The organism is Arthrobacter sp. TmtSoilC51 (assembly GCF_055388015.1).
The window spans coordinates 2,782,618-2,808,588 of sequence record NZ_AP035877.1 but is presented as its reverse complement, the minus strand read 5'-3'; the positions used below and the strand labels follow the sequence as shown (position 1 = coordinate 2,808,588).

General features: G+C 61.0%; 23 protein-coding genes. 13 read left to right on the top strand and 10 right to left on the bottom strand.

Annotation, left to right across the window (positions count from 1 at the left end; all coding sequences use genetic code 11):
- The first annotated feature begins 84 nt into the window (after nucleotides 1-84).
- The 9 genes from ACZ5G6_RS12790 to ACZ5G6_RS12750 all read left to right on the top strand — a co-directional run bounded on the left by ACZ5G6_RS12790 (nucleotide 85) and on the right by ACZ5G6_RS12750 (nucleotide 11,009).
- The gene (locus ACZ5G6_RS12790) at nucleotides 85-1,014 is read left to right on the top strand and encodes an FKBP-type peptidyl-prolyl cis-trans isomerase (protein ID WP_223932794.1); all 930 of its coding nucleotides are present in this window, start codon (nucleotides 85-87) and stop codon (nucleotides 1,012-1,014) included.
- Nucleotides 1,015-1,083: 69 nt separating this feature from the next.
- The gene (locus ACZ5G6_RS12785; RefSeq protein ID WP_216925697.1) at nucleotides 1,084-1,479 is read left to right on the top strand and encodes an FKBP-type peptidyl-prolyl cis-trans isomerase; all 396 of its coding nucleotides are present in this window, start codon (nucleotides 1,084-1,086) and stop codon (nucleotides 1,477-1,479) included.
- A gap of 96 nt (nucleotides 1,480-1,575) precedes the next feature.
- Nucleotides 1,576-3,630, top strand: coding sequence for a helix-turn-helix transcriptional regulator (locus ACZ5G6_RS12780; protein WP_223932793.1), 2,055 nt, complete (start codon nucleotides 1,576-1,578; stop codon nucleotides 3,628-3,630).
- 9 nt (nucleotides 3,631-3,639) lie between these two features.
- Nucleotides 3,640-3,990, top strand: a complete 351-nt coding sequence (locus ACZ5G6_RS12775; RefSeq protein WP_223932792.1) for a hypothetical protein — start codon at nucleotides 3,640-3,642, stop codon at nucleotides 3,988-3,990.
- A gap of 36 nt (nucleotides 3,991-4,026) precedes the next feature.
- Entirely contained in the window at nucleotides 4,027-4,296 is a 270-nt protein-coding gene (tatA, locus tag ACZ5G6_RS12770; RefSeq protein WP_223932791.1) for a Sec-independent protein translocase subunit TatA, read from the top strand.
- 6 nt (nucleotides 4,297-4,302) lie between these two features.
- Entirely contained in the window at nucleotides 4,303-5,139 is an 837-nt protein-coding gene (gene tatC / locus ACZ5G6_RS12765) for a twin-arginine translocase subunit TatC (RefSeq protein WP_224090396.1), read from the top strand.
- Between the two features lie 24 nt (nucleotides 5,140-5,163).
- A complete protein-coding gene (locus ACZ5G6_RS12760) occupies nucleotides 5,164-8,133 on the top strand; it encodes a DEAD/DEAH box helicase (RefSeq protein WP_498685865.1) in 2,970 nt (989 codons plus the stop codon).
- 54 nt (nucleotides 8,134-8,187) lie between these two features.
- On the top strand, nucleotides 8,188-9,849 hold the full coding sequence (locus ACZ5G6_RS12755) for an amidohydrolase (RefSeq protein WP_498685864.1): 1,662 nt from the start codon (nucleotides 8,188-8,190) through the stop codon (nucleotides 9,847-9,849).
- Nucleotides 9,850-10,265: 416 nt separating this feature from the next.
- Entirely contained in the window at nucleotides 10,266-11,009 is a 744-nt protein-coding gene (locus ACZ5G6_RS12750) for a polyprenol monophosphomannose synthase (RefSeq protein ID WP_223932787.1), read from the top strand.
- Nucleotides 11,010-11,083: 74 nt separating this feature from the next.
- Here ACZ5G6_RS12750 and ACZ5G6_RS12745 read toward each other — a convergent pair whose 3' ends face one another.
- The 4 genes from ACZ5G6_RS12745 to ACZ5G6_RS12730 form a co-directional block, all read right to left on the bottom strand.
- Nucleotides 11,084-11,431, bottom strand: a complete 348-nt coding sequence (locus tag ACZ5G6_RS12745) for an RNA polymerase-binding protein RbpA (RefSeq protein ID WP_021470504.1) — start codon at nucleotides 11,429-11,431, stop codon at nucleotides 11,084-11,086.
- Nucleotides 11,432-11,708: 277 nt separating this feature from the next.
- Nucleotides 11,709-12,704 (bottom strand): SPFH domain-containing protein, encoded by a 996-nt coding sequence (locus tag ACZ5G6_RS12740; protein ID WP_498685863.1) that lies wholly within the window; start codon nucleotides 12,702-12,704, stop codon nucleotides 11,709-11,711.
- A gap of 96 nt (nucleotides 12,705-12,800) precedes the next feature.
- Nucleotides 12,801-13,262, bottom strand: coding sequence for an NfeD family protein (locus ACZ5G6_RS12735; protein WP_216925837.1), 462 nt, complete (start codon nucleotides 13,260-13,262; stop codon nucleotides 12,801-12,803).
- A gap of 80 nt (nucleotides 13,263-13,342) precedes the next feature.
- Nucleotides 13,343-14,197, bottom strand: a complete 855-nt coding sequence (locus ACZ5G6_RS12730) for a methyltransferase domain-containing protein (protein WP_223932785.1) — start codon at nucleotides 14,195-14,197, stop codon at nucleotides 13,343-13,345.
- A 69-nt stretch (nucleotides 14,198-14,266) separates the two neighbouring features.
- Between ACZ5G6_RS12730 and ACZ5G6_RS12725 the strand changes: the two genes are divergently transcribed.
- Nucleotides 14,267-16,282: a S9 family peptidase gene (locus tag ACZ5G6_RS12725; protein ID WP_498685862.1), complete on the top strand. Its 2,016-nt coding sequence runs from the start codon at nucleotides 14,267-14,269 to the stop codon at nucleotides 16,280-16,282.
- 17 nt (nucleotides 16,283-16,299) lie between these two features.
- On the opposite strand, the gene ACZ5G6_RS12720 is transcribed toward ACZ5G6_RS12725, so the two are convergent.
- Nucleotides 16,300-16,977, bottom strand: a complete 678-nt coding sequence (locus ACZ5G6_RS12720; protein ID WP_223932783.1) for a peptide deformylase — start codon at nucleotides 16,975-16,977, stop codon at nucleotides 16,300-16,302.
- A 99-nt stretch (nucleotides 16,978-17,076) separates the two neighbouring features.
- On the opposite strand from ACZ5G6_RS12720, the gene ACZ5G6_RS12715 reads away from it, so the two are divergent.
- Entirely contained in the window at nucleotides 17,077-17,502 is a 426-nt protein-coding gene (locus ACZ5G6_RS12715; RefSeq protein ID WP_223932782.1) for a nuclear transport factor 2 family protein, read from the top strand.
- A 15-nt stretch (nucleotides 17,503-17,517) separates the two neighbouring features.
- Here the strand turns inward: ACZ5G6_RS12715 and ACZ5G6_RS12710 are convergent, their stop codons facing one another.
- The 3 genes from ACZ5G6_RS12710 to ACZ5G6_RS12700 are packed head-to-tail and all read right to left on the bottom strand — an operon-like array spanning nucleotide 17,518 to nucleotide 20,475.
- Nucleotides 17,518-18,648: an FAD-dependent oxidoreductase gene (locus ACZ5G6_RS12710; protein WP_498685861.1), complete on the bottom strand. Its 1,131-nt coding sequence runs from the start codon at nucleotides 18,646-18,648 to the stop codon at nucleotides 17,518-17,520.
- Nucleotides 18,641-19,291 (bottom strand): class I SAM-dependent methyltransferase, encoded by a 651-nt coding sequence (locus ACZ5G6_RS12705; RefSeq protein ID WP_498685860.1) that lies wholly within the window; start codon nucleotides 19,289-19,291, stop codon nucleotides 18,641-18,643. The genes ACZ5G6_RS12710 and ACZ5G6_RS12705 overlap by 8 nt, the downstream gene beginning before the upstream one ends.
- 47 nt (nucleotides 19,292-19,338) lie before the next feature.
- A complete protein-coding gene (locus tag ACZ5G6_RS12700; protein ID WP_498685859.1) occupies nucleotides 19,339-20,475 on the bottom strand; it encodes a type III polyketide synthase in 1,137 nt (378 codons plus the stop codon).
- Nucleotides 20,476-20,699: 224 nt separating this feature from the next.
- Here ACZ5G6_RS12700 and ACZ5G6_RS12695 point away from each other — a divergent pair, with 224 nt between their 5' ends.
- Both ACZ5G6_RS12695 and ACZ5G6_RS12690 read left to right on the top strand, forming a co-directional pair.
- Nucleotides 20,700-23,093 (top strand): ATP-binding cassette domain-containing protein, encoded by a 2,394-nt coding sequence (locus ACZ5G6_RS12695; protein WP_498685858.1) that lies wholly within the window; start codon nucleotides 20,700-20,702, stop codon nucleotides 23,091-23,093.
- 177 nt (nucleotides 23,094-23,270) lie between these two features.
- On the top strand, nucleotides 23,271-24,608 hold the full coding sequence (locus tag ACZ5G6_RS12690; protein ID WP_498685857.1) for an HAD family hydrolase: 1,338 nt from the start codon (nucleotides 23,271-23,273) through the stop codon (nucleotides 24,606-24,608).
- Between the two features lie 218 nt (nucleotides 24,609-24,826).
- On the opposite strand, the gene ACZ5G6_RS12685 is transcribed toward ACZ5G6_RS12690, so the two are convergent.
- Both ACZ5G6_RS12685 and ACZ5G6_RS12680 read right to left on the bottom strand, forming a co-directional pair.
- Nucleotides 24,827-25,432, bottom strand: a complete 606-nt coding sequence (locus ACZ5G6_RS12685) for a hypothetical protein (protein ID WP_498685856.1) — start codon at nucleotides 25,430-25,432, stop codon at nucleotides 24,827-24,829.
- Nucleotides 25,433-25,536: 104 nt separating this feature from the next.
- Nucleotides 25,537-25,953 (bottom strand): carboxymuconolactone decarboxylase family protein, encoded by a 417-nt coding sequence (locus ACZ5G6_RS12680; protein WP_498685855.1) that lies wholly within the window; start codon nucleotides 25,951-25,953, stop codon nucleotides 25,537-25,539.
- Between the last annotated feature and the right edge of the window lie 18 nt (nucleotides 25,954-25,971).

The window sequence follows — 25,971 nt, the reverse complement described above, 5'->3', positions numbered from 1 at the left end:
GTGGCCTCTTACCAAGAGGCCATTGCCTTGGATCTGCCATGCGCCTTTCCGAGTGTCCTTTGCCCCGACGAAAGTGTCTTTTTTGTGCGCCGACTCCTAGCAATTCTTCTTCCTGCCCTGCTGCTCATCACCGCGTGCGGGGGAGGGGGCACGCCAGCCGCCGAGCCCACCAGCCAGTCATCCGGCGATGTCTCCAAACTTGATTCCGTCAAGGTAACGGACAACGGAGATGACAAAGCACCCGGCCTGGACTTCACCAAGCCGCTCACCGTCACTGAACCCACCATCAAGGTAGTCAGCGAAGGCGACGGCGATCGCATCAAGGCCGGCCAGGTAGCCGAACTCGCATATATCGCCGTAGACGGCAACGACGGCAAGACCGTTGAAGATGTCTACAAGAATGGCCCGCAGCCCATTGAGCTGAATGACGAGCTCAAGAAGGGCAACGAACTGATCTACAACGCCATTGTCGGCGCCAAGATCGGCTCACACATCGCTTTCGCCGCACCGGGCTCGGCCGCCACTGGGGCGGCAGCGGGCTCTACGCAGTTGGTCGTTTTCAAGCTGCTTTCCGCCAAAGAGGCGGCACCGGTTCTGTCGAAGCCGGAAGGCGAGACCATTACCCCTCCGGCTGGGCTCCCAACCGTCAAGGAAGACGACAAGGGCATCCCGCAGATCTCCGTTGACGGCGCAGCCGCTCCGAAGGAACTCATCGCCCAGGACCTGATCAAGGGTTCCGGCGCTGCCGTGAAGGCAACTGACACCCTGACCGTCAACTACGTCGGCGTCAATCTTGTGGGCGGCCAGAAGTTCGACTCGAGCTTTGACCGCGGGCAGACAGCGAGCTTCGCGCTCTCGGGCGTCATCAAGGGCTGGACCCAGGGCCTGGAAGGCAAGACGATCGGCTCCCGGGTCCTGTTGGTTATCCCGCAGGACCTTGCTTACGGCGCGGCCGGACAGGGTGAAGCCAAGGGCGATCTCGTCTTCGTCGTTGACATCCTCGGCGTCAAGTAGCAGCCACATAATCAGGGACTGGCTAAGCTTGTTCCTGACACCATTCATCCCCCAAACCAAGGAGCAACCATGTCATTTGGTCAGCGTGACTTCGACCGCACCAAGCCGGAAATCGACTTCCCGGAAGGCGATGTCCCCACCGAACTCGTCATCACGGACCTCATCGAAGGTTCCGGCGCCGAGGCCAAGGCCGGCGATACCGTTTCCACCCACTACGTTGGCGTCGCCTGGTCCACGGGCGAAGAGTTCGACGCTTCCTGGGGCCGTGGCGCACCGCTGGACTTCCGTGTTGGCGTAGGCCAGGTCATCCAGGGCTGGGACCAGGGCCTGCTGGGTATGAAGGTTGGTGGCCGTCGACGCCTGGAAATCCCTTCAGAGCTGGCGTATGGATCCCGTGGCGCTGGCGGAGCGATCAAGCCCAACGAGGCCTTGATCTTCGTGGTTGACCTCGTAGCTGTCCGCTAGGACGCAAGCTTCCTGACAAGGCGCGTTACCTTCCGGCTTTGCCGGGCGGTGACGCGCCTTGCTGCTTTCGCCCAGGACTTTAGTAACGTAGCAAGCGTGTCCGCATCCCGCACTGAACGACTCCTGAACCTCCTGCTTGCCTTGCTCAACACCAGGGTGGGCCTTCCGCGCGCTGTCCTGCGGGAAAAGGTCTATCACGACTCCGCCGAAAACGATGTCGCCTTCGGGCGGATGTTCGAGCGCGACAAAGCGGAACTGAAGCAGTTCGGCTTTGAGATCGAGACTCTCACGGACCCCCGCGCCTTTGGGGGCGACGACCCGGCATCAACCCGATACCGCATCGGCAAGGATTCCAACAGACTTCCTGATGTCAGCCTGACGCCGGCTGAATGCACAGTCCTCCTGCTGGCCGCCCAGTTGTGGGAACGGGCTGCACTCGGCAACGCCGCAGTCAACGCCGTCCGGAAGCTGCAGGCCGCCGGTGGATTCACCGACGTCGACCTGCCTGCCGGCGTCCAGCCGCGGATCAAGCCCGCTGGGCAAGCATTCGACGACGTCGTGGCGGCGATGCACGGCCGGCATGCGGTCCGCTTCGGCTACCTCGCCGGAAGCACCGGGCGTGAAGAAGTCCGCGAAGTGGAGCCCTGGGGCCTGGGAAGCCGGTTCGGACAGTGGTACCTCGTGGGATTGGACCGGGGGAGGGCAGCCAAGAGGATCTTCAGGTTGTCGAGGATGACCAGCGCCGTCTCGGCCATACCGGGGAGTTCCTTCGAGCCGCCTGCAGGTTTCAACGCCCGCGCTGAGCTGGACTCACTTAACGAACTTCCCTTGCAGCAGGCGGTCATGGACGTGGACGCCGGCCGACTGCTGGCACTGCGTAAGCGGGCTGTTTCCACAGAAGCTGACAGTGGCCAGGGCGGCCGGGACCGTGTGGTCGTGGAATTCCGGGATCCCGAGCAGCTTGCCGAGGAACTGGCCTCGTACGGCCCCCACGTCAAGGTGGCTGAGCCTGCCGAGTTGCGTGCCGCCGTCGTACGCAGGCTCAAAAGCGCCGCCGCGTTCAATGCGTCTCCTGCCATCCCGGTGGAATTCCCCGAGGCTGCGCGCGCGCAGCGATCGCGGAAACGAACGTCCGAAGACCAGCTCACACGCATGCTGCAGCTGGTGCCGTTCCTCGTCCACCACCAAGGCCTGCACGTCCAGGAAGTAGCGGACCGCTTCGGCATCAGCCGCAAAGCCCTCATTGACGATCTCAAAATACTGATCTGCTCCGGGCTGCCCGGGGGCTATCCGGACGACCTCCTGGACATCCAGTGGGAAAACGACCATGTGTACATCACGGAGCACCTGGACCTGAACCGTCCTGTGCGGTTCAGCGAGGACGAAGCCGCGGCGTTGCTGACTGGATTGTCCATGCTCGGTGACCTGCCCGCACTCGCAGGTTTGCCTGAGGACGAACCGGGAAGCGCCTTGGAGTCAGTGACGATCAAACTGACGGGTGCCGCAGGGCAGGCCGGCCGCATGGCGGGTGCCGTCGCCGGCCAATCAGTAGCCCCCGAGCAATCGGAGGCGTTCGCTACCATTACACGCGCCATCAGGGATGGCCAACAGCTGCGCCTGGACTACCTTTCCCCGCAAAGGGATGAGGTAACGGAACGCGACGTGGACCCCCTGAGGCTCTACTCGTTGGACAACACGTGGTACTTCGAGGCGTACTGCCACAGCAAGTCCGGACTCCGCAATTTCCGGCTGGACCGGGTTCAATCCCTGGAGCCCAATGGCCGGGCCGTCTCCGGAACAGCAACTGCTGACGCAGACTTTCCTGCGAGGCTTTTCACTCCCAGCGACGACGACGTCCTGGTGGTGCTTGAGTTGACCCGGCAGGGCGTTGGCTTGGCTGATGACTACTACGCCGAGCGGACCGCGGAATTGCCGAACGGTGGGCTCTTGGCTGAGGTGCGCTTTGGAAACGTGGAATGGCTGCCCATGTTTGTGTCCCAACACGGAGGAACGGTGCGCGTGCTGGATCCTGCCGAGCTGCGCCAGGAAGCCCAGACGTGGCTCATAGCGGCCCTTGCGCAATACGACACTGACCAGTACGGCACTGCCCAATACGACGCGGTTTCCTCCCCGGACAACGCGGCTGGCTAGACTACTCAGATGCCTTGGTGGTTTTGGATCCTGTTGTGGATCGCGCTCATAGCCCTTTCGTTGCTCCTCCATGTGACCCTGGGTTTTCGGTTGTTCAGGAAGTTCATGGCTACTGTTCACGAATTAGGGGACGCAGGGAAACGTTTCGGCCATATTTCTCCTGCCGCGGAAACCTCCGATGTTGAGGCCCCTGATGGTCGCCCGGAGCCGGGTTCCGCAATTTTTGCCTCGCCGGAGCAGATGCGTCATGATTACCTGACGGCCAAAGCCTTCCGCCAGGAAGTTCGTCGCCAGAAGCGCGTTCAGCGCAAAGCAGAGCGGGGTCAGCCCCAATCCCTGCACGACATTGAATTCAGATAGACGTAGGATGTATCCAAAAGGAAAGGAACTCCCCACATGAGGCTCGAAGGCTGGCATCTCATCATCATCATCGTTCTGGCTCTGGTGCTTTTTGCTGCACCGAAGCTGCCGTCCATGGCGCGCAGCATTGGCCAGTCGATGCGTATTTTCAAGTCTGAAGTCCGGGAAATGAAGAAGGACGGTTCCTCCGAAAAGAAGGAAACCGAGGACCCCTCTGACGCCGTCGAAGGCAGGGTTGTAGACCACCCGGACGTCAAGGCCAAGAACACTGGCGAGACCGACGTTCCGCCCTCCAACCGCGTCTAAGAAGAAGTGGTAGAGACGAAGGGGCGCAAGGCCAACCCCGAAGCCCGGATGGCGCTCCTTGACCATCTTAAGGAGCTGAAGAACCGGCTCTTCAAGGCTGCCATCGGCGTTATTCTTGGGACGGTGCTGGGCTTCATTGTCTATCAACCCCTCTTGGAAGCTTTGATCAAGCCGATCAAAGACCTGAACGAAAAAGAGGGCCGCGCAGCCAGCCTCAACTTTGATGGCGTAGCCAGCTCATTCGACCTCATGGTGCAGGTCTCGGTTTTCCTTGGCGTGATCCTTTCCAGTCCCGTCTGGATCTATCAGCTGTGGGCCTTCATAGTCCCGGGCCTGCACAAAAAAGAGCGTCGGTTGGCTCTGTCCTTCGTTGCGGCTGCCGTTCCGCTGTTTATCGGCGGCGTCCTGTTGGCATGGCTGGTGCTTCCCAACGCAGTGCGTGTCCTGACGGACTTCACGCCCACCGGCGCTTCAAACTTCATTAGTGCCGAAATCTACCTTGCGTTTGTCCTCAGGCTGCTTCTGGCCTTCGGCATCGCCTTCCTGGTGCCGGTGGTGCTGGTGGGGCTGAACCTGGCCGGAATCATCAAGGGCAAACAACTCGTCAAGAGCTGGCGTATTACCATCTTCCTGGTCTGCCTGTTCGCGGCAATGGCTGCCCCGGGTGCAGATGCCATGAGCATGTTCTACTTGGCTGCGCCTATGCTGCTTCTGTTCTTCGCTGCAATCGGCGTATGTCTCTGGAACGACCGCCGGCGGGAACGTCGTGCCATCAAACGGGCTGCTGAGACCGAGGCCACGGCAGATATTGCCACCCCGGCCTCGGATCTGGAGAATCTCTAGACCCCGGGCCATTAGGCTTGGTGCATGTCCTCCATTTCCGGGTCCCAATCACCATCAGAGAGCTACCAGGCGGCGGCGCACCGGGCAGCTGAGGCCAAGACGTATCTTGGTGCCTTTGCCCGTTCCCTGGACTTTGAATTGGATGACTTCCAACGTGAGGCGTGCCGCTCACTGCAGGAGGGCCGCGGCGTCCTCGTTGCGGCCCCAACGGGTGCTGGAAAGACGATCGTTGGTGAATTCGCTATCTACCTGGCCTTGGAACGTGGCCTCAAAGCGTTCTATACGACGCCCATCAAGGCGCTAAGCAACCAGAAATTCTCGGAGCTCGCAGCGAAGTACGGCGCTGCCAACGTTGGACTGCTGACGGGCGATACCACCATCAACGGTGAGGCACCCGTTGTGGTCATGACCACCGAAGTCCTCCGCAACATGCTGTACGCGGAGTCCGAGACACTCGGGGACCTCGGCTTCGTGGTGATGGACGAGGTCCACTACCTCGCAGACCGCTTCCGCGGTGCGGTGTGGGAAGAAGTGATTATTCATTTGCCCACTGAGGTACAGGTCGCTTCGCTGAGCGCCACTGTGTCCAACGCCGAAGAGTTTGGTGCTTGGCTGGATACAGTCCGGGGCGATACCGATGTCATCGTTTCCGAGCACCGGCCTGTCCCGCTCTGGCAGCACGTCATGGTAGGCCGGGAGATCGTTGACCTCTTTGCCGGTGATACCACTTTCGATGAAATCGCCCCTCAGATACCGGACACCGAGGTACCGGATCTCAGCGATGTTGAGGATGCCGTGGACGAAGCCACCCTTCCGGCAGAAGCACGAAAGATCGCTGCCAAGAGTTTTGTGACATCCACGGCCCGGCAGGCAGTAACTGGACCTGAGTTCGAAGTGAACCCGGACCTGCTGGCAATGGCCCGCTCCGAGAGCCGGATGAATTTCAACGGCCGCTTCGGCCATGGTGGCCGGAGCCGCCGTCGGCAGGACCGCTACCGGGATGAGCGGCAGAACACTGAGCAGCGCAGCCCGGTCCGGAAAGCAAGCCGCCCCCAGGTCATTGAGAGCCTTAACCGTCAGGGCCTGTTGCCCGCCATTACTTTCATTTTCTCCCGGGCCGGTTGCGATGCTGCGGTGGCCCAGTGCGCGGCGTCCGGCCTGTGGCTCACAACTGAGCGCGAGCAGCAGATCATTGCCCAGCGGGTGGATGAAGCAAGCCACGAAATTCCTGCGGACGACCTTGACGTCCTTGGTTTTTGGGGTTGGCGGGACGGCCTCATCAGGGGCTTCGCGGCTCATCACGCAGGCATGCTTCCCACCTTCAAGGAAGTAGTGGAGAAGCTGTTTGCCGATGGCCTGGTCAAGGCGGTGTTCGCTACGGAGACCTTGGCACTGGGCGTCAACATGCCTGCGCGTTGCGTGGTCCTTGAAAAGCTCGAAAAATTCAATGGGGAAGCCCATGTCAACATCACCGCGGGGGAGTACACGCAGCTGACCGGTCGGGCCGGACGCCGCGGTATCGACGTCGAAGGCCACGCAGTGGTCCTGTGGCAGCCCGGGACGGACCCAGCAGCAGTGGCGGGCTTGGCGTCACGCCGCACGTATCCGCTGAACTCGAGCTTCACGCCCACCTACAACATGAGCATCAACCTGATTGCCCAATTCGGCCGGGTGCGGGCGCGCGAGATCCTGGAGTCGTCCTTCGCGCAGTTCCAGGCTGACCGTTCCGTGGTGGGCCTGGCCAGGCAGGTCCGTGGACGTGAAGAATCACTGGCTGGCTACGCCAAGTCCATGGAATGCCACCTTGGCGACTTCACGGAGTACGCCCGGCTCCGCCGCGAACTCAGCGACACCGAGCAGTTCGCGGCGCGCGACCACCAGCGCGCCCGGAAATCCCGCGTAGCTGATTCCCTGACCCGGCTCATACCAGGGGACGTCATTAGTGTCTCCAGTGGCAGGTTGGCGGGGCACGCCGTCGTGCTTGATGTCGATCCCAATGCCCGCGAACCGCGGCCGTCCGTCCTCACGTCGGACAACCAGCTGCGTCGTATCGGCGTCCATGACCTCGACGGCCCCATTTCCCCAGTGACCCGGATTCGGATTCCCAAGTCGTTCAACGCCAAGGTGCCTAAGTCGCGGCGCGATCTTGCAGCCTCCATGCGGCACGCGGTTAGCGATGAAGCACCGCGGGCCAGGCGCAACAGCAGGCACGAGGACTTCGGCCTGGGTTCGCGTGCCCAGGACCAGGAACAGAAGATCACGGAACTACGCAGGGCGCTCCGGGCGCACCCGTGCCATGGCTGCAGCGAACGCGAAGACCATGCCCGCTGGGCGGAGCGGTGGTGGAAACTCCGCAAGGAGACGGACGGCCTGATCCGCCAGATCCAAGGCAGGACCAACACGATTGCCAAGACGTTCGACCGCGTGTGCGACGTCCTGTCAGCCTATGGGTACCTGGAAACGAACGACGCCGGAATGGTCACCATCAGCACCGATGGGCAGCGGCTTCGGCGCATTTACGGTGAAAAGGACCTGCTCATCTCGCAGTCCATCCGGCGGGGCGCCATCAATGATCTCGACGCCGCTGAGCTTGCCTCTTTGGCCAGCACCCTGGTGTACCAGGCAAAGCGCGAAGACCGGGGTCTTCGCCCCAGGATGCCGTCGGTTTCACTGGAGGCCGCGGTGGATATAGTGGTCCGCGAATGGTCACAGCTGGAGGACACCGAGGAGCAGAACCGTCTTCCGCTGACTGGTGAACCGGAGTTGGGCCTTATGTGGCCCATGTACAAGTGGGCCAAGGGCCGCCATCTTCAGGACGTGCTCAGTGGCACGGATCTCGCCGCCGGCGATTTCGTCCGTTGGGCAAAGCAGGTGGTTGACCTCCTGGATCAACTGGCCAAGATTCCGCAGCTGGATCCGCGCTTGACGCGGATCTGCCGCGAATCCATCGATCTGGTCCGGCGCGGCGTGGTGGCCTACTCCACGGTCGCCTGAACCAGAACCGTTTTCGATCCCAGACTTTTCTTCAACGCTCGAGGAGCACACAGCATGAGCCAGGCAGGCCTGTCCGCCGGGGACCACCCGCACAATAACGACCGCAAGGTCACCATGTACCGGAATGGTTCCATTTACACGGCTGCCGATCCTTTCGCTACTGCCATGGTGGTGGATGGCGACACTGTCGCCTGGGTGGGTTCCGAGCAGGCAGCGACGTCCATAGCGGATTCCTCCATGGAAATCATTGATCTCAGGGGTGCCCTCGTGGCGCCGGGTTTTGTTGACTCGCACACGCATCTGACGGAGACGGGCCTCGCCTTGGCCGGACTGTCCCTGACCGGCGTGCGCTCTGCCCGGGAACTGCTCGACGCCGTTGCTGCCGCCGGCGGTTCGGGTACCGTCATTGGCCACGGTTGGGATGAAACAACCTGGCAGGATCCCACCCTTCCAATGCTTGAAGAGCTTGAACAGGCCTCGGGCGGGAGGCAGGTTTACCTTTCCCGCGTGGACGTCCACTCCGCTCTCGTATCTTCCTCCCTTGCCGCCGCGGCAGGGCTGGCGGGCATGGATGGCTTCACGGGAGTCGATGCCCGTGTAGTAAGGGCTGCCCACACGGCCGCCCGCCTGGCCGCGCGGCGCTTTAGCGACGCCGAACGGAGTGGGTATCAGGAGCAGGCCCTCCATCATGCGGCTTCCAACGGGTATGTTGCCTTGGCGGAAATGTCGGCACCACACATTTGCGGGCCGGAAGATCTTCACATGGCGACGTCCTGGAACAGGCAGGCCGGAAAACCGCAGGTGCTGCCGTATTGGGGTGAGCTGGCGTCCTCCGAAGATCACGCCCGCAGGATCCTGGAAAGTGTAGTGCCCGGAGTCCTGGGCTTGGCAGGAGACCTGAACATCGACGGTTCCATCGGGTCGCGCACAGCTGCCTTGAGGCATGACTATTCCGACGCGCCAGGGCAACGTGGCAACGTGTATCTGTCTGTGGATGAGGCCGCCAAGCACCTTGCCGCTTGCTCACTCCTGGGTGTCCAGGGTGGTTTCCACGTCATCGGTGACGCGGGCCTTGATGCTGCGCTTGACGCATTGGATGCCGCAGCTGCCGAGGTGGGGGAGCAGCGTATCCGCGCAGCAGGACACCGCTTTGAACACGTTGAGCTCGCCGACCAGTCTGCCGTGGAGAAACTGGCGAAGTACTCCGTGACGGTCAGCATGCAGCCGGCATTCGATGCTGCATGGGGAGGCCCTGGAGGACTCTACGAGCAGCGACTGGGCGACCGCAGCAAGGCTATGAACACGTTCGCGGCGTTCTACGCCAACGGAGTTCCGATCACCTTTGGCAGCGATAGTCCCGTGACGCCACTCAGCCCATGGTCCAGCATCCGTGCCTGCTTGGAACACAGCAACCCTGAGCAGCGCATTTCAGCACGCGCGGCCTTCCTTGGCCACACGCGGGCAGGCTGGCGGGCAGCTAAGCACAGGAACCCCCTCATGGGCCAGCTAGTGCCCGGTGCGCCAGCCAGCTTCGCGGTATGGGAAGTTGAGGAACTTATGGTGCAGGTAGCCGATAGCCGTGTGCAGTCGTGGAGCACCGATCCGCGCGCCCGCACGCCCTTGCTCCCGGCCCTGGATACCGGGAGCGATCCTGTGTGCCTGCAGACCGTGAGGGAAGGCCAGGAGCTCTTCGCGCACCAATCTCTTCGAGTCTGAGCGCATATTTCCCCACCTTCGGCTGTCCCCTGCTGAACTGGGACGATGCACGAATGGGCAGGTCAGCCCGTGGTTGACAGCTTTTGTAAAGTCCGTAACATTGAGGCTCAACAGATCATTAAGGCTTGGGTTCACCCGGGAGTAATTATCTGGTCGCGGCCAGGACTTGGTCTGGTGGCGGTACGCGAGTGGGCAGGCCCATAGGGCCCCAGAAAACGGTTCGTCCGGCAAAATACCTGTCCGGACAACACTGGTCCTGGGTCTATGGACCTGCCCGCAGCACTTAACTGTGTGTGGCCAGGGCCACAGCTGCCTCAGCAGTGCACGCAATCGCCCTATAATGGAGAGTTGCGCCAGAACGCCAGCCCTGAGGCTGGTCCGGCACACTGACCGCTCCATCAAGGAAAGGCCTCTTCTTGCGTGTCCTGACGATCATCCCTACCTACAACGAGCTGGAATCGCTCCCCAAGACCCTGGGCCGGCTGCGGACAGCAGTCCCAGAGTCGGACGTCCTGGTGGTTGATGACAATAGCCCGGACGGCACGGGACAACTTGCCGACGGCATAGCCGCCGAGGACCAGCAAGTGCACGTACTGCACCGTAAAGGCAAAGAAGGCCTCGGCGCAGCCTACATCGCCGGCTTCAAATGGGGCCTCGCCGCCGGGTATGACGTCCTGGTCGAAATGGACGCCGATGGCTCCCACAAGCCCGAGCAATTGCCGCTCCTCCTGGATGCTGTCAAAGAGGGCGCGGACCTGGCGATGGGCTCACGCTGGGTACCGGGGGGCAGCGTTGTTAACTGGCCGCTCTACCGCCAGGCGATCTCACGTATCGGCAGCACCTATGCCCGCATCATGCTTGGCTTGAAAATCAAGGACGTCACCGGAGGCTACCGTGCATTCCGCCGCAGCACCCTTGAAGCCCTCAAGCTGGATGAAGTGGACTCAGTAGGCTACGGCTTCCAGGTTGACCTTGCCTGGCGCGTTGCCAAGCTCGGCCTGCGCATTGAGGAGCGCCCCATCACCTTCGTTGAGCGGGAACTCGGCGCATCCAAGATGAGCGGCAACATCGTGGTGGAAGCCATGATCAACGTGACCAAATGGGGCCTCGCAGCACGCTGGGCCAAGCTCACCGGCAAACAGCCGGCCCTCGCAAAGTAGGGGTAGCTTCCAAAAGAAAAGGCCGGGCCGGTTCCCGAAGGAACCGGCCCGGCCTTTCTGCTTGAGTCTGAAGACTAAGCTGAGCGGCGCTCTCCGCGGCGCTCACGCAGGATGTTCAAACGATCCTCAAGGATCTGCTCCAGCTCTGGAAGGCTGCGGCGTTCCAAAAGCATGTCCCAGTGTGTACGGACTGCTTTCTCGTTGGCATCCACGGGACGCTCGCCATCTACAAGCAAGGCTTCCTTGCCGGTCTTGGAAACCCAAACAGGGGGGATCTCGGCTTCAGCAGAGAAGGTCACGAAGACCTGCTCGCCGTCCTCGCAACGGTATTCAACCCGCTGGCGCGGTGCCGGTTCAACGCCGGACTCGGTTTCCATGCTTTGGGCGCCAAGACGCATACCCCGCAGGCTGCGATCGCTCATGATTACTCCCTCTGTCTGTTCGCGGAGCCTGAAACCCCGCGCTAGCCGTAAGCCGTTTGCACGTTCCTTACGGACTACTTCTGCACACCTTGCATCACTAATTGCAACGCCTGGCCAAGCCTTAATGTTCCATCCACACTGAACCAGCCGGACAAATATCCCATTATACCCGGATGGATAGCGAGCACCCAAAAGCTGTATGAACGCATCGAGCGGCCAGCCTCGCTGGCTGGCCGCTCGCTTGCCTCAAAAGGGAGTTAGTCTGGGGGCCTTGACGCTACTCTGTGGGCCTCGACTGTGCTGCCGGGCTGGACTCGACTGGCGTTGCCGGCACCGGAGCTGCAGCTTTGTTGCTGCCGCCAAAGAGGCCAGCAGTATCCGAGTCGCCGTTGGTGCCTCCGAGCGCGCTGCCGATGCCCTTAAGGGCTTCGCCAACTTCGCTCGGAATGATCCACAGCTTGTTGGAACTGCCCTCTGCGAGCTTGGGCAGCGTCTGCAGGTATTGGTAAGCCAAAAGCTTCTGGTCCGGGTTGCCCTTGTGGATGGCGTCAAAGACCTTCTGGATCGCCTGGGCTTCGCCGTCTGCCCGAAGGATGGCCGCCTTCGCATCACCTTCAGCGGCGAGGATGGCCGCTTGGCGCTGGCCTTCTGCCGTGAGGATTTGCGACTGCTTTGTTCCTTCAGCGGTCAGGATGGCTGCTCGACGGTCGCGCTCGGCACGCATCTGCTTTTCCATCGAGTCCTGGATGGAGTGGGGCGGATCAATAGCCTTCAGTTCAACGCGTGAGACGCGGATGCCCCAGCGGCCGGTCGCTTCGTCCAACACTCCACGCAGCTGGCCATTGATCTGGTCGCGGGATGTGAGCGCCTCTTCGAGGTTGAGGCCACCTACAACGTTACGAAGCGTGGTAGTGGTCAGCTGCTCAACCGCCTGGATGTAATTGGCGATTTCGTAAGTGGCTGCCCGTGGGTCCGTCACCTGGAAGTAGACCACGGTGTCGATCGAAACAACGAGGTTGTCCTCGGTGATGACTGGTTGCGGCGGGAAGGACACAACCTGCTCACGGAGGTCAAGCAACGGCAGGAGCCGGTCGACGAACGGAATCAGGATGGTAAGGCCCGGGTTGAGCGTGCGCTGGTACTTGCCGAGGCGTTCAACGACGCCGGCACGTGCCTGCGGGATGATCCTAACCGACCGGACCAACACGATGATGACAAAAATGACGAGAACAATCAGCACAACTGCTGCCGCTGTTCCTCCTAAACCGTCCATGCGTCTCCTTCATTCCCCAATTGCGTGGCTTGCTATGGCCTTTTGCGGGCAGGCTACCAGACCGTCACCCGCGTAATTCTGATTGTCTTGGCTAAATCAGCGTGGGCTGTTTTCGGCAGGCGAGGCGACTACCGCCGTCGCGCCGTCAATCCTGGTGACCTGAACGGTGGCGCCTGCGTCGAGGACTCCCGCAGTGCTTCGGGCGCTCCAGACATCGCCGCCGATCTTGACCAGTCCACTGGTGCCTGTGACGGCTTCAATGACCAGGGCGGGCTGACCGATGAGCCGGTCAATGTTCGTCCGCTGTTCCGCTGGTCCCTTATGCAGATGCTTCAGGGCGACCGGCCGGACGAAGGCGATCATCAAGAGGGAGACCACGCTGAAGATGACGATCTGGAGCCAGAAATCGGCGCCGGCGAAGTCTGCGATCAGTCCCGCAAGTGCTCCGCCGCCAAGCATGATGAAGAAGAGGTCGAGGGTAAGCATCTCCACCACCGCGAACGCGAGGAAGACGGTGAGCCAGAGGGCCCACCAATTCTCGCCGAGCCATTCGAACATCAATTCCCCCTTGGTCCCGGACCCCGCTGGCGGGATCACAGTCGCTGTTCCTCCATCCTAGCCCGACGCGTAGTCCCTCGTCAGGAAGCCGAAGCCCCCACTGTGAAGAGGCTGATTCGGAACTTCGCTGTGGTTGCCACGGTCCCATCCGCATCGGCCAGCAGTGCGAGTTCTTCGGGCTTGATGTGGTGGCCGGCCGGTCCCATGTAGGCGATGTCGGCCAATTCGGAGCCCGTGAGGAGCAGGGGTACGTCAAGGTCGAAACCTGACGTTGCATGAAAATAGCCTTCCAGTGACTCGGCCAAACGCGCGGCCTTGCCTTCCTCGATGCCAAGCATTCCGGTTCGGGCAGCGATTTCAGCCAGGTGTCCCGGCTGCGGCGTCACGACAATCAGTGTTCCACCCGGCCGCAGCACTCGGGCGAACTCTGCCGGATTTCGTGGGGCAAAGACCACGATGACGACGTCGACCGCGTTATCGGCGACGGGCAGCGGACGCCAAATGTCCCAGACGAGGTTGGCAGCGTGGCCGTTGAGCCGTGCGGCACGCCGGAGTGCGAATTTGGAGATGTCCAGCCCTATGGCTGGAACCGGAGCCTCTTCCAGGACCCTGTGCAGGTAGTGCCCGGTGCCAGTTCCGGCGTCGAGAACCAGGGCCCCCGGCCGCTGCAGCGATGCGGCTGCCAAGCCGGCAACGCGATCAGCCAAGGCGGCATAGTGTCCGCTATCCAGGAACCGCTGGCGGGCTCCAACCATCCCTGCCGAATCAGCTTCGAAAACCGTGCCTTTGCCCGTGAGCAGGTTGAAGTAACCCTGTTTCGCGGCATCGAAAACGTGCCCTGAACCGCAAACGAGCCTCCGCTGCGGATCCTCGACCAGCTGAAACGGCCCTTCGCAAACGGGACAACGGAGGGCGGCAACAGCGTTGGACAACATGGGTTCAATCCTACGGTGGGCCGGAGTGTCTGGTGCCTGTGGCAAGGTGGCAGGGCTAGGCTCACCAACGTGAAACCCGAGCAACTGCCTTTGTTGAACTCCGTCTCCGCCCCTGCCATCCACCCGGACGGCACCAAAGCGGTGGTATCCGTCGTCAGGCCCGATTTCGACGCCGATACCTACGTAGGTCAATTGTGGAACGTGCCGCTGGACACCACCAAGCGCCCACGGCGTATCACCCGCGGGTTCAGGGACACGTCGCCGGCTTTCTCGCCTGACGGCCTTGTTTTGGCCTTCCTGCGGAGTGATGCCGAGGGAAAAGCACAACTGTTCGTCGTGGAATCAGCAGGCGGCGAACCACAGCAGGTCACGGATCAGCACACCGGGGTCAACGGTTTTGCGTGGGCTCCCGATTCCCATCGGCTGGTCTTCACCAGCCGCGTTGCGGAACCGGGACGCTATGGAACCGTCGACGGCGTTGATTCCGGAAGCGAAGACGCCCGGCTTATCGCCGTGAACCAGTACCGGATGAATGGTGTGGGGTACGTCCTGGACCAACGCCAGCAGCTGTTCCTGATTGACGTGCCGGAATTGGGCGGCGAGCCTGTTGTCATTCCACGTGGCAGAGCCGCCCACGAACGGTCTGGGGCCAAGGTGACCGGAGTCCCCGCCGCCAAGCAGATTACGTTTGGCGAATCGGATCATGAGGCGCCCTGCTTCTCGGCAGACGGCAGGTTCCTTTACTTCATAGCCGCACTGCACGACCGGCACGATGAAGACCTCGTGACGTCCGTGTACCGGGTTGATGCATCAGGCGGCCAGCCCTGGCTCGTCAAAATTAACAACCAACGTCTGCAGACGGTCACAGCCGTGCGGGCATCCACCGATGGCCGTTGGCTCTTCTTCACGGCGCAAGACCTCGGCCACACCGGACGGGATTTTGTGGCGCGCAACGGAGTTCTCTATTCAATGCCCGTTGCCGGGGGAGACGCCGTTGCCTTGACCGACGTCGAGCATTTGGACATCTCGGGGCCGCTGGAACCGAGCGGGCCGGACAGCGTCCTTGTGTTGAACACGGCGCTGGGCAGCGTGGAGCTCCTCGATATCACCGCGGAAGGAAGCATCACTCCTCTGGTCCATGGAGCGCGGGTAGTCACTGGAGCCACCGTCGCCGCCAATGGCGAAATTGCCGTGAGCTTCCAGGACGCCTCCACCGCAGGCGACGTCGCCTCCCTGGAGCGAGGTGAACTGCGCCTGCTGACGGACTTCTCGGCGGAACTGCGGAATAGTTCCCGCGTCAGTGAGCCCATGGAATTCCAGGCAGATACCAGTGACGGGTACCCGGTGCATGGTTGGTTGGTGCTGCCTGACGGACCAGGGCCACACCCTGTCCTGCTCACCATCCATGGTGGACCGTTCTCCCAATACACGGGAGCCTTCTTTGACGAAGCGCAAGTCTATGCAGCTGCGGGATATGCAGTAGCAATGTGCAACCCCCGGGGTTCGTCAGGCTATGGACAATCCCATGGGCGCGCCATCAAGGAGCGCATGGGGACCCTGGACATGCAGGACGTGCTCGCCTTCCTGGACGCCGCCTTGTCCACGCATACAACTTTGGATGCTGATCGTGTGGGCATCATGGGCGGATCATATGGCGGCTATCTCACGGCATGGACCATCGCACACGATCACCGTTTCAAAGGGGCAATTGTGGAACGTGGATTCCTGGACCCGGTCAGCTTCGCGGGCACTTCCGACATCGGTTGGTTTTTTGGTGGCGAATACGCCGGAGCGACACCGGGGCAGCTTGTGGCACAGAGCCCATTGGCCGTAGCCGCCTCGGTCCAGACACCGACTCTGGTAATCCACAGCGAAAACGATCTTCGGTGTCCACTGGAACAAGGGCAGCGGTACTTCGCGCTGCTGAGGGAGAGAGGAATTGAGACCTCGTTACTGGTCTTCCCCGGGGAGGATCATGAATTGTCGCGCTCCGGGACCCCGCATCACCGCAAGCAACGGTTCGAACACATCCTGGCATGGTGGGCCACCCACCTGCCTACGGCATCGAACCGCATGCCCGACTGAGGCACGTCACGGAACGGCTAGCTGTGCAGGAAACCAAGGGTCCTGCGCGCGTCCTCAATATCCGGATTGGACCACCGTTCTGAGTGCTCCGCGTTGCTGGAAAGTGATCGCAGTTCCGCCTTGTCCAGGTAAAGAATCCCCTGTAAGTGGTCCGTTTCGTGTTGCACTATGCGTGCCTGCCACCCCGAGAACCATTCCTCCACAGGGCGCCCCTCTGGAGTGAGATAGCTCAATTCCACGTTGCGGTGCCTCGTGACCACTGCCTGGTAGCCGCTGACTGACAAACACCCTTCGTAGAACGCCGCCGTCTCGTTGCCCAACGGCCGATACTGCGGGTTGAGGACAGCCAGGAACTCCAAGGGCTCCCTATGCCGGACCGTTGCCGACTCGGGATCCACCTCGTACTTGTCTTCGAGTACTGCCAACTGCAACGGAATGCCCAACTGCGGTGCTGCCAGCCCGACCCCCGGTGCTGCACGCATGACGTCCCGCATCCGCTCGATGAACGCCGCCAATTCAGGGCCATCAAGCTGGCCGTCATACGGCGCCGCTTGCTGCCTCAGGACAGGATGTCCGGCTTGAACGATCGGCGGAAGTTCCTCTGATTCAAGTAGCCGCAGGACTGCGTCCCTGATCTGAAGGGGATTGAAGTCAGTAGCCGGGCTCGGCGCCTCGGGGTGAGGTTGGTGCGTCATGACTTGAGCCTAACGCGAAGGCCTCGCCTCGTGCCTGGGCATTGCGCTTCCGTTCGCCCTGCCGGGCCGCGCCGTCCGCGTTTCGGCTAGGCTCGTCGGATGAGTATTAGCAACCCTCTGGAACATGTACTCGGGTTTGTCAGGACGGTTGAGGCTGGTGGCGGCGCCGCTGAGATCAGCCCCTACCTGGCCCACGACTTCACACTCACGGAGTGGCCGCACGCCTTGTCCAAAACAGGTTCTACAAGAAGCCTTCAGGAGACGCTCACCGGTGCCGATCACAGCAAGAACATTGTTTCGAACCAGCGTTTTGAGGTGGTCCGCACCACGTGCCAGGGAAACCGCGTTGTGCTTGAAATGAACTGGTCAGCCACTTTGCTCCTGGACCTTCCGCACTGGGATGCGGGTGAGACCATCCGGGCGCGCAGCACTGCCGTCTTTGAACTCCGCGACGGACTGATAGTCAGTCAGGATACGTACGACTGCTACTACACCCTTCCTGATTCGGAGCCCGGCGCTGGGTGACTGAAAACCGACGAGCTAGCGCATAGTGAAGCGCCGCTCGACCAGCGCGGAGACAGCCGGCAGCTCCAAGGCATGGGCAAAAAGCAGGTTTCGGGACGCCATAATTGCCGGATGCAGGGGCCTGCCAAGGGCCATGTTCAACCCGGCCTGCAGCGAAGCACGCGATGCCGCCCGGCGGCGTTTCTCTTCGAACTCCCGGAGTCGCACGCCCACCGCTTCACCCTTCAACGAAGAATCAACTATGGGTGCCAAGGCAGCGGCATCAAGCCATCCAAGGTTCATTCCCTGGCCTCCGATGGGGCTGATCTCGTGGGCGGCGTCGCCCAATAAAACCGTCCTGCCATGGACCATTCTCTTCGCGAGCCTTGATTGGACCTCGAAGGCGCTCAGCATGGTGCTGCTGTCGGGGTCCACGACAACCCCCGTCCTGGCTTCCACCAACGCAGCCAAGCCTGCCGCCGTCGGGCTTCTTGCGGGGACGCCAAGCCGCACCACCCAGCGCCGAATATGGCCGGGCAAGGGGAAAGACTCCACGATGCCATCCGGCTCAAGGTAAAGAACTGCGTCATCTCCGTGCCCTGTGTGGTCGATGAAGTCTCCCATCAGATAGCAGTCCGGATAGCTGCGTACGGAAAGGCCTGGGAGAAGGCGCCGGCGTATCATCGAGTGCGCTCCGTCGGCCGCCAGCAGCAAGCGGCTTGTGTAGGCGAGGGCACCGGACGGCGAGTCGGCCAGGACGCTGACGGTTCCGCCGTCGTCGCTAAATTCCCTGACGGTGGCGCCACGGACAATCGCGTCCGGATCCAATGCCAGTACTGCCTGTTCAAGCACCTGTTCCGTTATTGGCTGCGGCACGGCAAGAATGAACGGAAAGTCGGGGTCCCCGCTAAAAGGCAACTCGGCGACCTTTGCGCCTTTGCTGTACGCAACGCCCCGCTCGATGCGGACGCCGGATGCCACCAAAGCGGGCGCGAGACCGGCATGGTCCAGTTCCTTTAGCGCCGGAGGGTGAATCCCTATCGCCCGGGAACGGCGGCTTCTGTTCGGCCGACGTTCAACTATACGGACGCGGTGCCCCTGTTGGAGCAGGAGAACGCCCATGAACAACCCAACGGGCCCGGCCCCAACGATGACGACGTCAAGCATGCCGGTAGACGAGCAGGTTGTGCCATGGACCGTTGCGTTCCACGTTCCAGCCCGGCGGAGCCGCCTGCTGGAGCTCTGCGGCGGTAAAGCTTCGCTTGATGGAAACCAAGCCGTCCCCGCAAATATAGGAGCCGATACCCAACGGCCAAAAGCCGGCGGCGAACAGCACGTACGCCGCGTTGCTGCGTTTGAGGTCGTTGTGGAGCACTAGTCGCTTGGCGAGCGCCTCGGAGTCCTGCAAGACTGCGGCGAGTTGATCGGCGTCGAGGTGGTGGAGGATGTGGTTGGACAGGACAATATCGAACGCACTGCCTTCAGCGACGAGCTCGGCACTATGGGCCCGCCGGAAACTGACACCCTCAACAGCTGGGGCCCGGCTGGCAAAGCTATAGGCGCGCTTGTCAGGATCGATGGCCGTCACCAGCAAAGAGAACCCGTCCCTCGCGGCCCACTGGGCAAGGCTTCGAGCGACGTCTCCACCACCGCATCCGATGTCCAGGACCGACGCCGTACCGGTAGAGGCCAGAATCGGCCGAAAACGGTCACGGTAAATGCGGTGCCATCCTGAAAGGAGGCCGTTTACCACCGGGAAGCGGGCATAACTACGGTTGAGGCGCTGGAGGTCGCAGTCAGATCGGTCCATCTCCTCAATGATCTGCAGATCCCTGTCCCGCAGGGATCCCCACGGGCTCACAGGCTGGGGGAGACCAGCGTAAACAGGCCCGTCTCCACCGTGAGGCCGGGGCCAAATGCCATGGAACAGATTGGTTCCTCGCGCTGGCTTGGCGTTTCTCCGAGCATGTATTTGAGGACAAAGAGCACCGTGGCACTGCTCATGTTGCCGTATTCCCTGAGTGTTTCCCTTGCTGGAACCAGTTGCTCCTCAGTCAGTTCGAGCTTGGACTCAACCTTGTCCAAAATGCTTCGTCCACCCGGATGGATGGCCCAGTGCGTTATTTCGCGGTAAGGGAGTCCCGCCAGTTGTGGCGCCTTAGCCAGCAACGGCTCCAACGCGCCAGTGATGTGTTCCTCGATGATATGGGGCACATAGGAACCCAACACCATTTCGAATCCTTCGTCGCCGATGTTCCAGGCCATGGCTTCTTCGCCCACGGGCGTGAGAACCGTCTCGAAGTGGTCCAGCCTGATCACCGGCTCAGGCCCCTGGGGTTCCTTGGCCGTTACGATGGCCGCCGCCGCGCCGTCGCCGAATATCGCTGAACCCATAATGGTGTCCGGGTCGTTGGAGGTCCGCACGTGCAGCGAACAAAGCTCCACACAGATAACAAGGACGACGGCGGCCGGGTCAGCCAGGCAGAACTGCTTTGCTGCCTTCAGGGCAGGGAACGCGGCATAGCAACCCATGAAGCCCAGATGGTAGCGCTGCACAGCAGGATTCAGTCCAAGTGCCCGGACTACTTTGTAGTCGGGACCGGGGTTGAAGAATCCCGTGCAGGAAACGGTTATGACGTGGGTGATGTCATCGAGGTCAATGTCAGGGACCCGGGCCACTGCAGCCTTGCCGGCCTCGATGAAGAGTTTGGTGGCTTCCGTAGCAAAGATCTCGTTCCGGACTTTGGTGCTGGGGCTGAGCACTTGGTTGGTAGCGGGATCGAAGAAGCGCGGATTCTCTGGGTGTGCATCCAGGCTTAACTCTTCCACAGCGGTGTAGCGGGTATCGATGGCAGCTGAGTCGAAGCAGGTGGAGACAAGCCGCGATCCCAGCCGCGTCAGGCCTGGTTGGGCTGCGAAGACGTCGCGTGCCTGCGACTGCACGAGGATGGTTGGGGGCACTGCGGTTTCAAGGGACCTCATGTATACCGGCATGCTTCATTGTTAGTGAGTCCGTGGCTGATGACAATGGTTGGCGTGGGTTCCGCTTCGCGTCCTCCCCGAGGCCCGTGGCGTAGGCCGTTAGTGTGGACAATGACCGTTGCCGCATTCGCGACGACGAACGAGAATTTTTACGTACTGACCGAGGCTGGTCAGTCCTAGCCAGGCGACGCCGACGGGGGACTGTTGGGCAGCGCCGCCTAACAGATGGAGCGATCATGAGCATTGCCACGAGCACCGACACTCAGTCTCCTGCGTCGCACGTAGCAGACACCCACGACCTCATACGGGTGCAAGGTGCGCGTGAGAACAACCTCAAGGACATCAGCCTCGAGATCCCCAAGCGTCGCCTCACCGTGTTCACCGGCGTTTCCGGTTCGGGCAAGAGTTCGTTGGTCTTTGGGACCATCGCGGCAGAGTCCCAGCGAATGATCAATGAGACCTACAGCGCTTTTGTCCAGGGCTTCATGCCGTCGTTGTCGCGGCCGGACGTGGACATGTTGGAAGGCCTGACCACAGCCATCATCGTGGATCAGGAGAGGATGGGATCGAATCCGCGCTCAACCGTGGGCACTGCGACAGATGCCAATGCCATGCTCCGCATTCTCTTCAGCCGGCTCGGGCAGCCCCACATCGGATCGCCCAACGCGTACTCGTTCAACGTGCCAACCGTTAAGGCCAGCGGGGCCATCACAGTGGACCGCGGTGAGGGTAAAACCAAGACGGAGAAGGCCAGCTTCCATCGCCTGGGCGGCATGTGCTCACGCTGCGAAGGAATGGGCTCGGTCAACGATTTCGATCTCACCGCGCTGTACGACGACAGCAAGTCCTTGAACGAGGGCGCTCTCAGCATTCCCGGATACACGATGGATGGTTGGTATGGCCGGATCTTCAGCGGGTCAGGCTTCTTCAACATGGACAAGCCAATCGCCAAGTTCAGCAAGAAGGAGCTCCACGACCTCCTGTACCGGGAACCCACCAAGATCAAGGTAGAAGGCATCAACCTCACCTATGAAGGCGTCATCCCCAAGATCCAGAAATCGATGCTCTCCAAGGACGTCGACGCACTTCAACCGCATATCCGCGCCTTCGTCGAGCGGGCCATCACATTCACCACCTGTCCGGAGTGTGAAGGTACAAGGTTGAGTCCGGAGGCCCGATCTTCCAAGATCAAAGGCAAGAGCATTGCCGATGTCTGCAAGATGCAGATCAGTGACCTGGCCGTTTGGATCCGGGAGCTCGAAGAGCCTTCAGTGGCACCACTTCTCAAGGGACTGCAGCACCTTCTGGACTCCTTCGCCGAGATAGGCCTCGGATATCTGTCGCTTGACCGGCCTGCCGGCACGTTGTCCGGGGGAGAGGCGCAGCGGACCAAGATGATCCGGCACCTGGGCTCATCCCTGACTGACGTCACATACGTCTTCGATGAGCCAACTATCGGGCTCCACCCGCATGACATCGAACGCATGAACCAGCTGCTGCTGCAGTTGCGGGATAAGGGCAACACGGTGCTGGTGGTCGAACACAAGCCGGAAACCATAGCGATCGCCGACCACGTAGTAGATCTGGGGCCCGGCGCGGGCACTGGCGGCGGCACCGTATGTTTCGAAGGCGACCTGGACGGGCTGCGGGGGAGTGACACCATCACCGGACGCCATTTGGACGACCGGGCGTCCATCAAGGAGCGGGTTCGTTCAGCCTCCGGCACGCTTGAGGTCCGTGGCGCATCCACCAACAACCTTCAAAACGTGGATGTTGACCTTCCGCTGGGCGTGTTGTGTGTGCTCACCGGCGTGGCCGGATCCGGCAAGAGCTCACTGATTCACGGCTCAGTAGCAAACCGCGAAGGTGTCTTGGTGATCGACCAAGGTGCCATACGGGGTTCACGCCGAAGCAATCCTGCAACATACACGGGACTCCTTGAGCCCATCCGTAAGGCGTTCGCCAAGGCCAACAATGTGAAACCTGCACTTTTCAGCTCCAACTCGGAGGGGGCGTGCCCCACATGTAACGGCGCAGGAGTAATTTACACAGACCTGGGGGTCATGGCCACTGTGGAATCCACCTGTGAGGAATGTGAGGGAAAGCGCTTTCAGGCAGCCGTATTGGAGTACAGGCTTGGTGGCCGCAATATTGCAGACGTGCTTGCAATGTCTGTGGACGAGGCTGAGGTTTTCTTCAGTGAAGGCGAAGCGCGCACACCCGGCGCCCATAAGGTCCTGGACCGCCTGGCCGACGTCGGACTCGGTTACCTGACGCTTGGACAGCCTCTCACCACCCTCTCAGGCGGCGAACGCCAGCGGCTCAAGCTTGCTACGCAAATGTCCGAAAAGGGCGATATCTACATCCTGGACGAGCCGACTACAGGCCTGCACCTTGCCGACGTCCAAAACCTGCTGGGAATGCTGGACCGCTTGGTCGAGTCGGGAAAGTCGGTCATCGTGATCGAACATCATCAGGCTGTCATGGCGCATGCCGACTGGATTATCGATCTCGGGCCCGGCGCAGGACACGACGGCGGCAAGATCGTCTTCTCCGGAACGCCAGCTGACCTTGTGGCTGATCGCTCAACGCTTACGGGTAAGCATTTGGCGGCCTACGTCGGCGCTTGAGACTCAAGTTTGGCCTGAAAAAAGGCCAATCATTCTGGCTTCGACACGGCCGGTGATGGTTGCGGCTATGCACGTTGGCTCGAATTCCTTGACTATTGTAGGTGGTGTACCTCACACTTACTCAAGACATTTGGACTATTTACAGACCATTAAGACTCTTGAGAGCAGGGGGAAAGCATGTCCGCATCTTCGTCAGGGCAGGTCAGCTATGTCAACATCCACAGGAAGGAATCCCGCAGGAGACACTATGTCCGCCTTGCAACCTCCGCAGCGATAGTGACCACGCTCATGTCGGCCACGTCCTGCGCCACGCCACTGGCAAACAACGCCGGGACAGCGGCTGAATGCCGGCAACTTGAGGCCCAAATGGCGTGGCCTGGGGAGGTCCGCGAACAACTACAAAAGACCATTGACGCCCACAGCAGCTGCACCGGAACGGCCCGTGGAGACAAAGCCCCAGTGGCAATCTTCGACTGGGACAACACCGTAGTGAAGAACGACATTGGCTACGGCACCAACTTCTGGATGCTGCGCCACGACAAAGTCCTGCAACCGGCTAACAAGGACTGGAAGAGCACAAACCGCTACCTGACGGACGCGGCCGCTACGGCGCTGTCAACGGCATGCGGCACCGACACGCCCGCTGGCCAGCCCCTCAAAACCAGCAGCAACACGGACTGTGCTGATGAAATCCTCGCCATCCTCGAGGACAAGACGCGCTCGGGCGAACCAGCTTTTGAGGGCTTCAATGCCCGCCACCTCATAGGCGCCTACGCTTGGGGTACGGCCTTGTCTGCCGGCTATACCGAGGAGCAGCTCGGCCAGTTCGCACTCGCAATGAAGCAGGAGAACCTGTCCGCAGCGGAGGGCAGCATGCAGACCGTTGGAAGTCAGCAGGTGGACGGCTACATACGGATCTACCCACAGATCAAGGACCTCATCGGAACCCTCCAGGCGCACGGCATCGAAACCTGGGTGGTGTCCGCATCCCCTGAGCCGGTGGTCAAGGCGTGGGCCAGCGATGTCGGCATCGATGCCGGGCACGTCGTTGGCGTCCGCAGCGTATATGAGAACGGCATCCAAACCTCCCATCTGAAAGGCTGCGGCGGAATACCCGACGGCGAAGATTCCGTCATGACCTACATCGAAGGAAAACGTTGCTGGGCCAATCAGGTGATCTTCGGCGTCGAGGGGCCTTCAGCCTTTGAGCAGCTTCCCGCTGAACGCCGCCAGATCCTGGCCGCCGGCGACTCTGGCACGGACGTTACATTCGTCGGCGACGCCACCGAAGCCAGACTGGTTGTGAACCGGAATAATGCCGAAATAATGTGCCGCGCGTACGACAATGAAGATGGCAAGTGGCTGATCACGCCTATGTTCATCGACCCCAAACCACAGCGTAGCGAGCCCTATGCATGCGCCACCAAGGCGTATACCAATCCGGACAACAGCAAGGGACCGGTGCTCCGCGAGGACGGCAGCGTCATTCCGGACCAGGTGGATCGCGTCCACTAAACGGGAGTTCATCGGTGGCGAGTTGGCGGAGCGCCGCGGTCAACTCGCACCTACTTCTACTCCCGTGGATTGAACGCCGATAATGGACCATATGTCGGGTTGCACTCGGCGAACCCATCCGTCGAATCATACGCGTCCGGCCTTCTCACGGGGTGACCGCGGTCCGTCGGCATCTCGAGAGCTAGACGTTTCCTCAAGGGATTCAATTTGCGTGACCGTCAGCCGAGAACGGATTCCAGCTGTTGAGGTTCGGCATTACCTGTCCTCGGTTGTCGTTCGTTAGCTGAAGCGTTGGACTCGCGGGCAGAGGCAAACGCCGCAATGCATTGTGCGTAGTAGGGCGTCTCCAGCAGGCAGCGCTCACCTAAGGCTCGCTTACAGGCGGCAGCGGCATCCTCGAACGTTTGCCCGCTCCCAAATATTATCGTCAGGAAGTCTTCAGTAGGGTGCGACGTCACGGTGTTAGTAAACCGCGATTCATCACCCTCCAGCTGCTCGATACTAAGCTCCCAGATGACCCGCGTGGTGGCCCAAACGGAGGATGGGAAAGCATGGGGGACTGACACCATTTTGCAGTAGTGGGGGGTGCCGACTTCCATGCGGTATTGCTCGATTACGATGCCTGTTCCAATTACCTCAGCATTGATCGACATCACGTCGCTGTAGCCGGCGTTCTTGTTATGCCCAGCTGGGCGCTGCTGATATTCAAGGGCCTGCTGAGTTTTCAACCATTGCTCAATATTGGCCTGCGCAAACGGCGCGCTCACGTCTGCAGTGACGATCGCGCGGGAGAGGACTAAGTCGTCCCGAACAACAGCACTCATCGGCTCTGCCCTTCCAGCTGTGTCGTGATCCGGCAGAGCTTGCCGTGGACAGTACTTCTCGTTCCTAGACTGACAAACGACAGTGGGTGGGTGTAATACACCCGTCATGCCCGTTTGGTGGAGAAACTTGCGTCATGGTGATCGGCGATCGCCTGTTCGGCGACCCGGAACGAGGCCAGGGCAGCAGGGGCACCACAATAGACCAAAGTCTGCAGCAGTACTTCCTGGATTTGTGCTTCCGTGAGCCCGTTGTTGAGGGCTGCGTGGACGTGTCCTGCCAGTTCCTGAGGACGGTTCAGTGCCGTGAGCATGGCCAGATTGAGCATGCTGCGGGTCTTGTGGTCAAGTCCGGGCCTGGACCAGATTTCTCCCCATGCATACTCGGTAACAAGTTCTTGAACGGGACGGCAAAATTCACTGGTTTGTTTGAGAGCCAGTTCCACGTGGGCACTCCCCATTACTTTTGTTCGCAGGCCCAGACCTTCCGCGTACCTCTGTGATTTTTCCTCGCGTTGTGACACGGCATCCTCCTTTTCTTT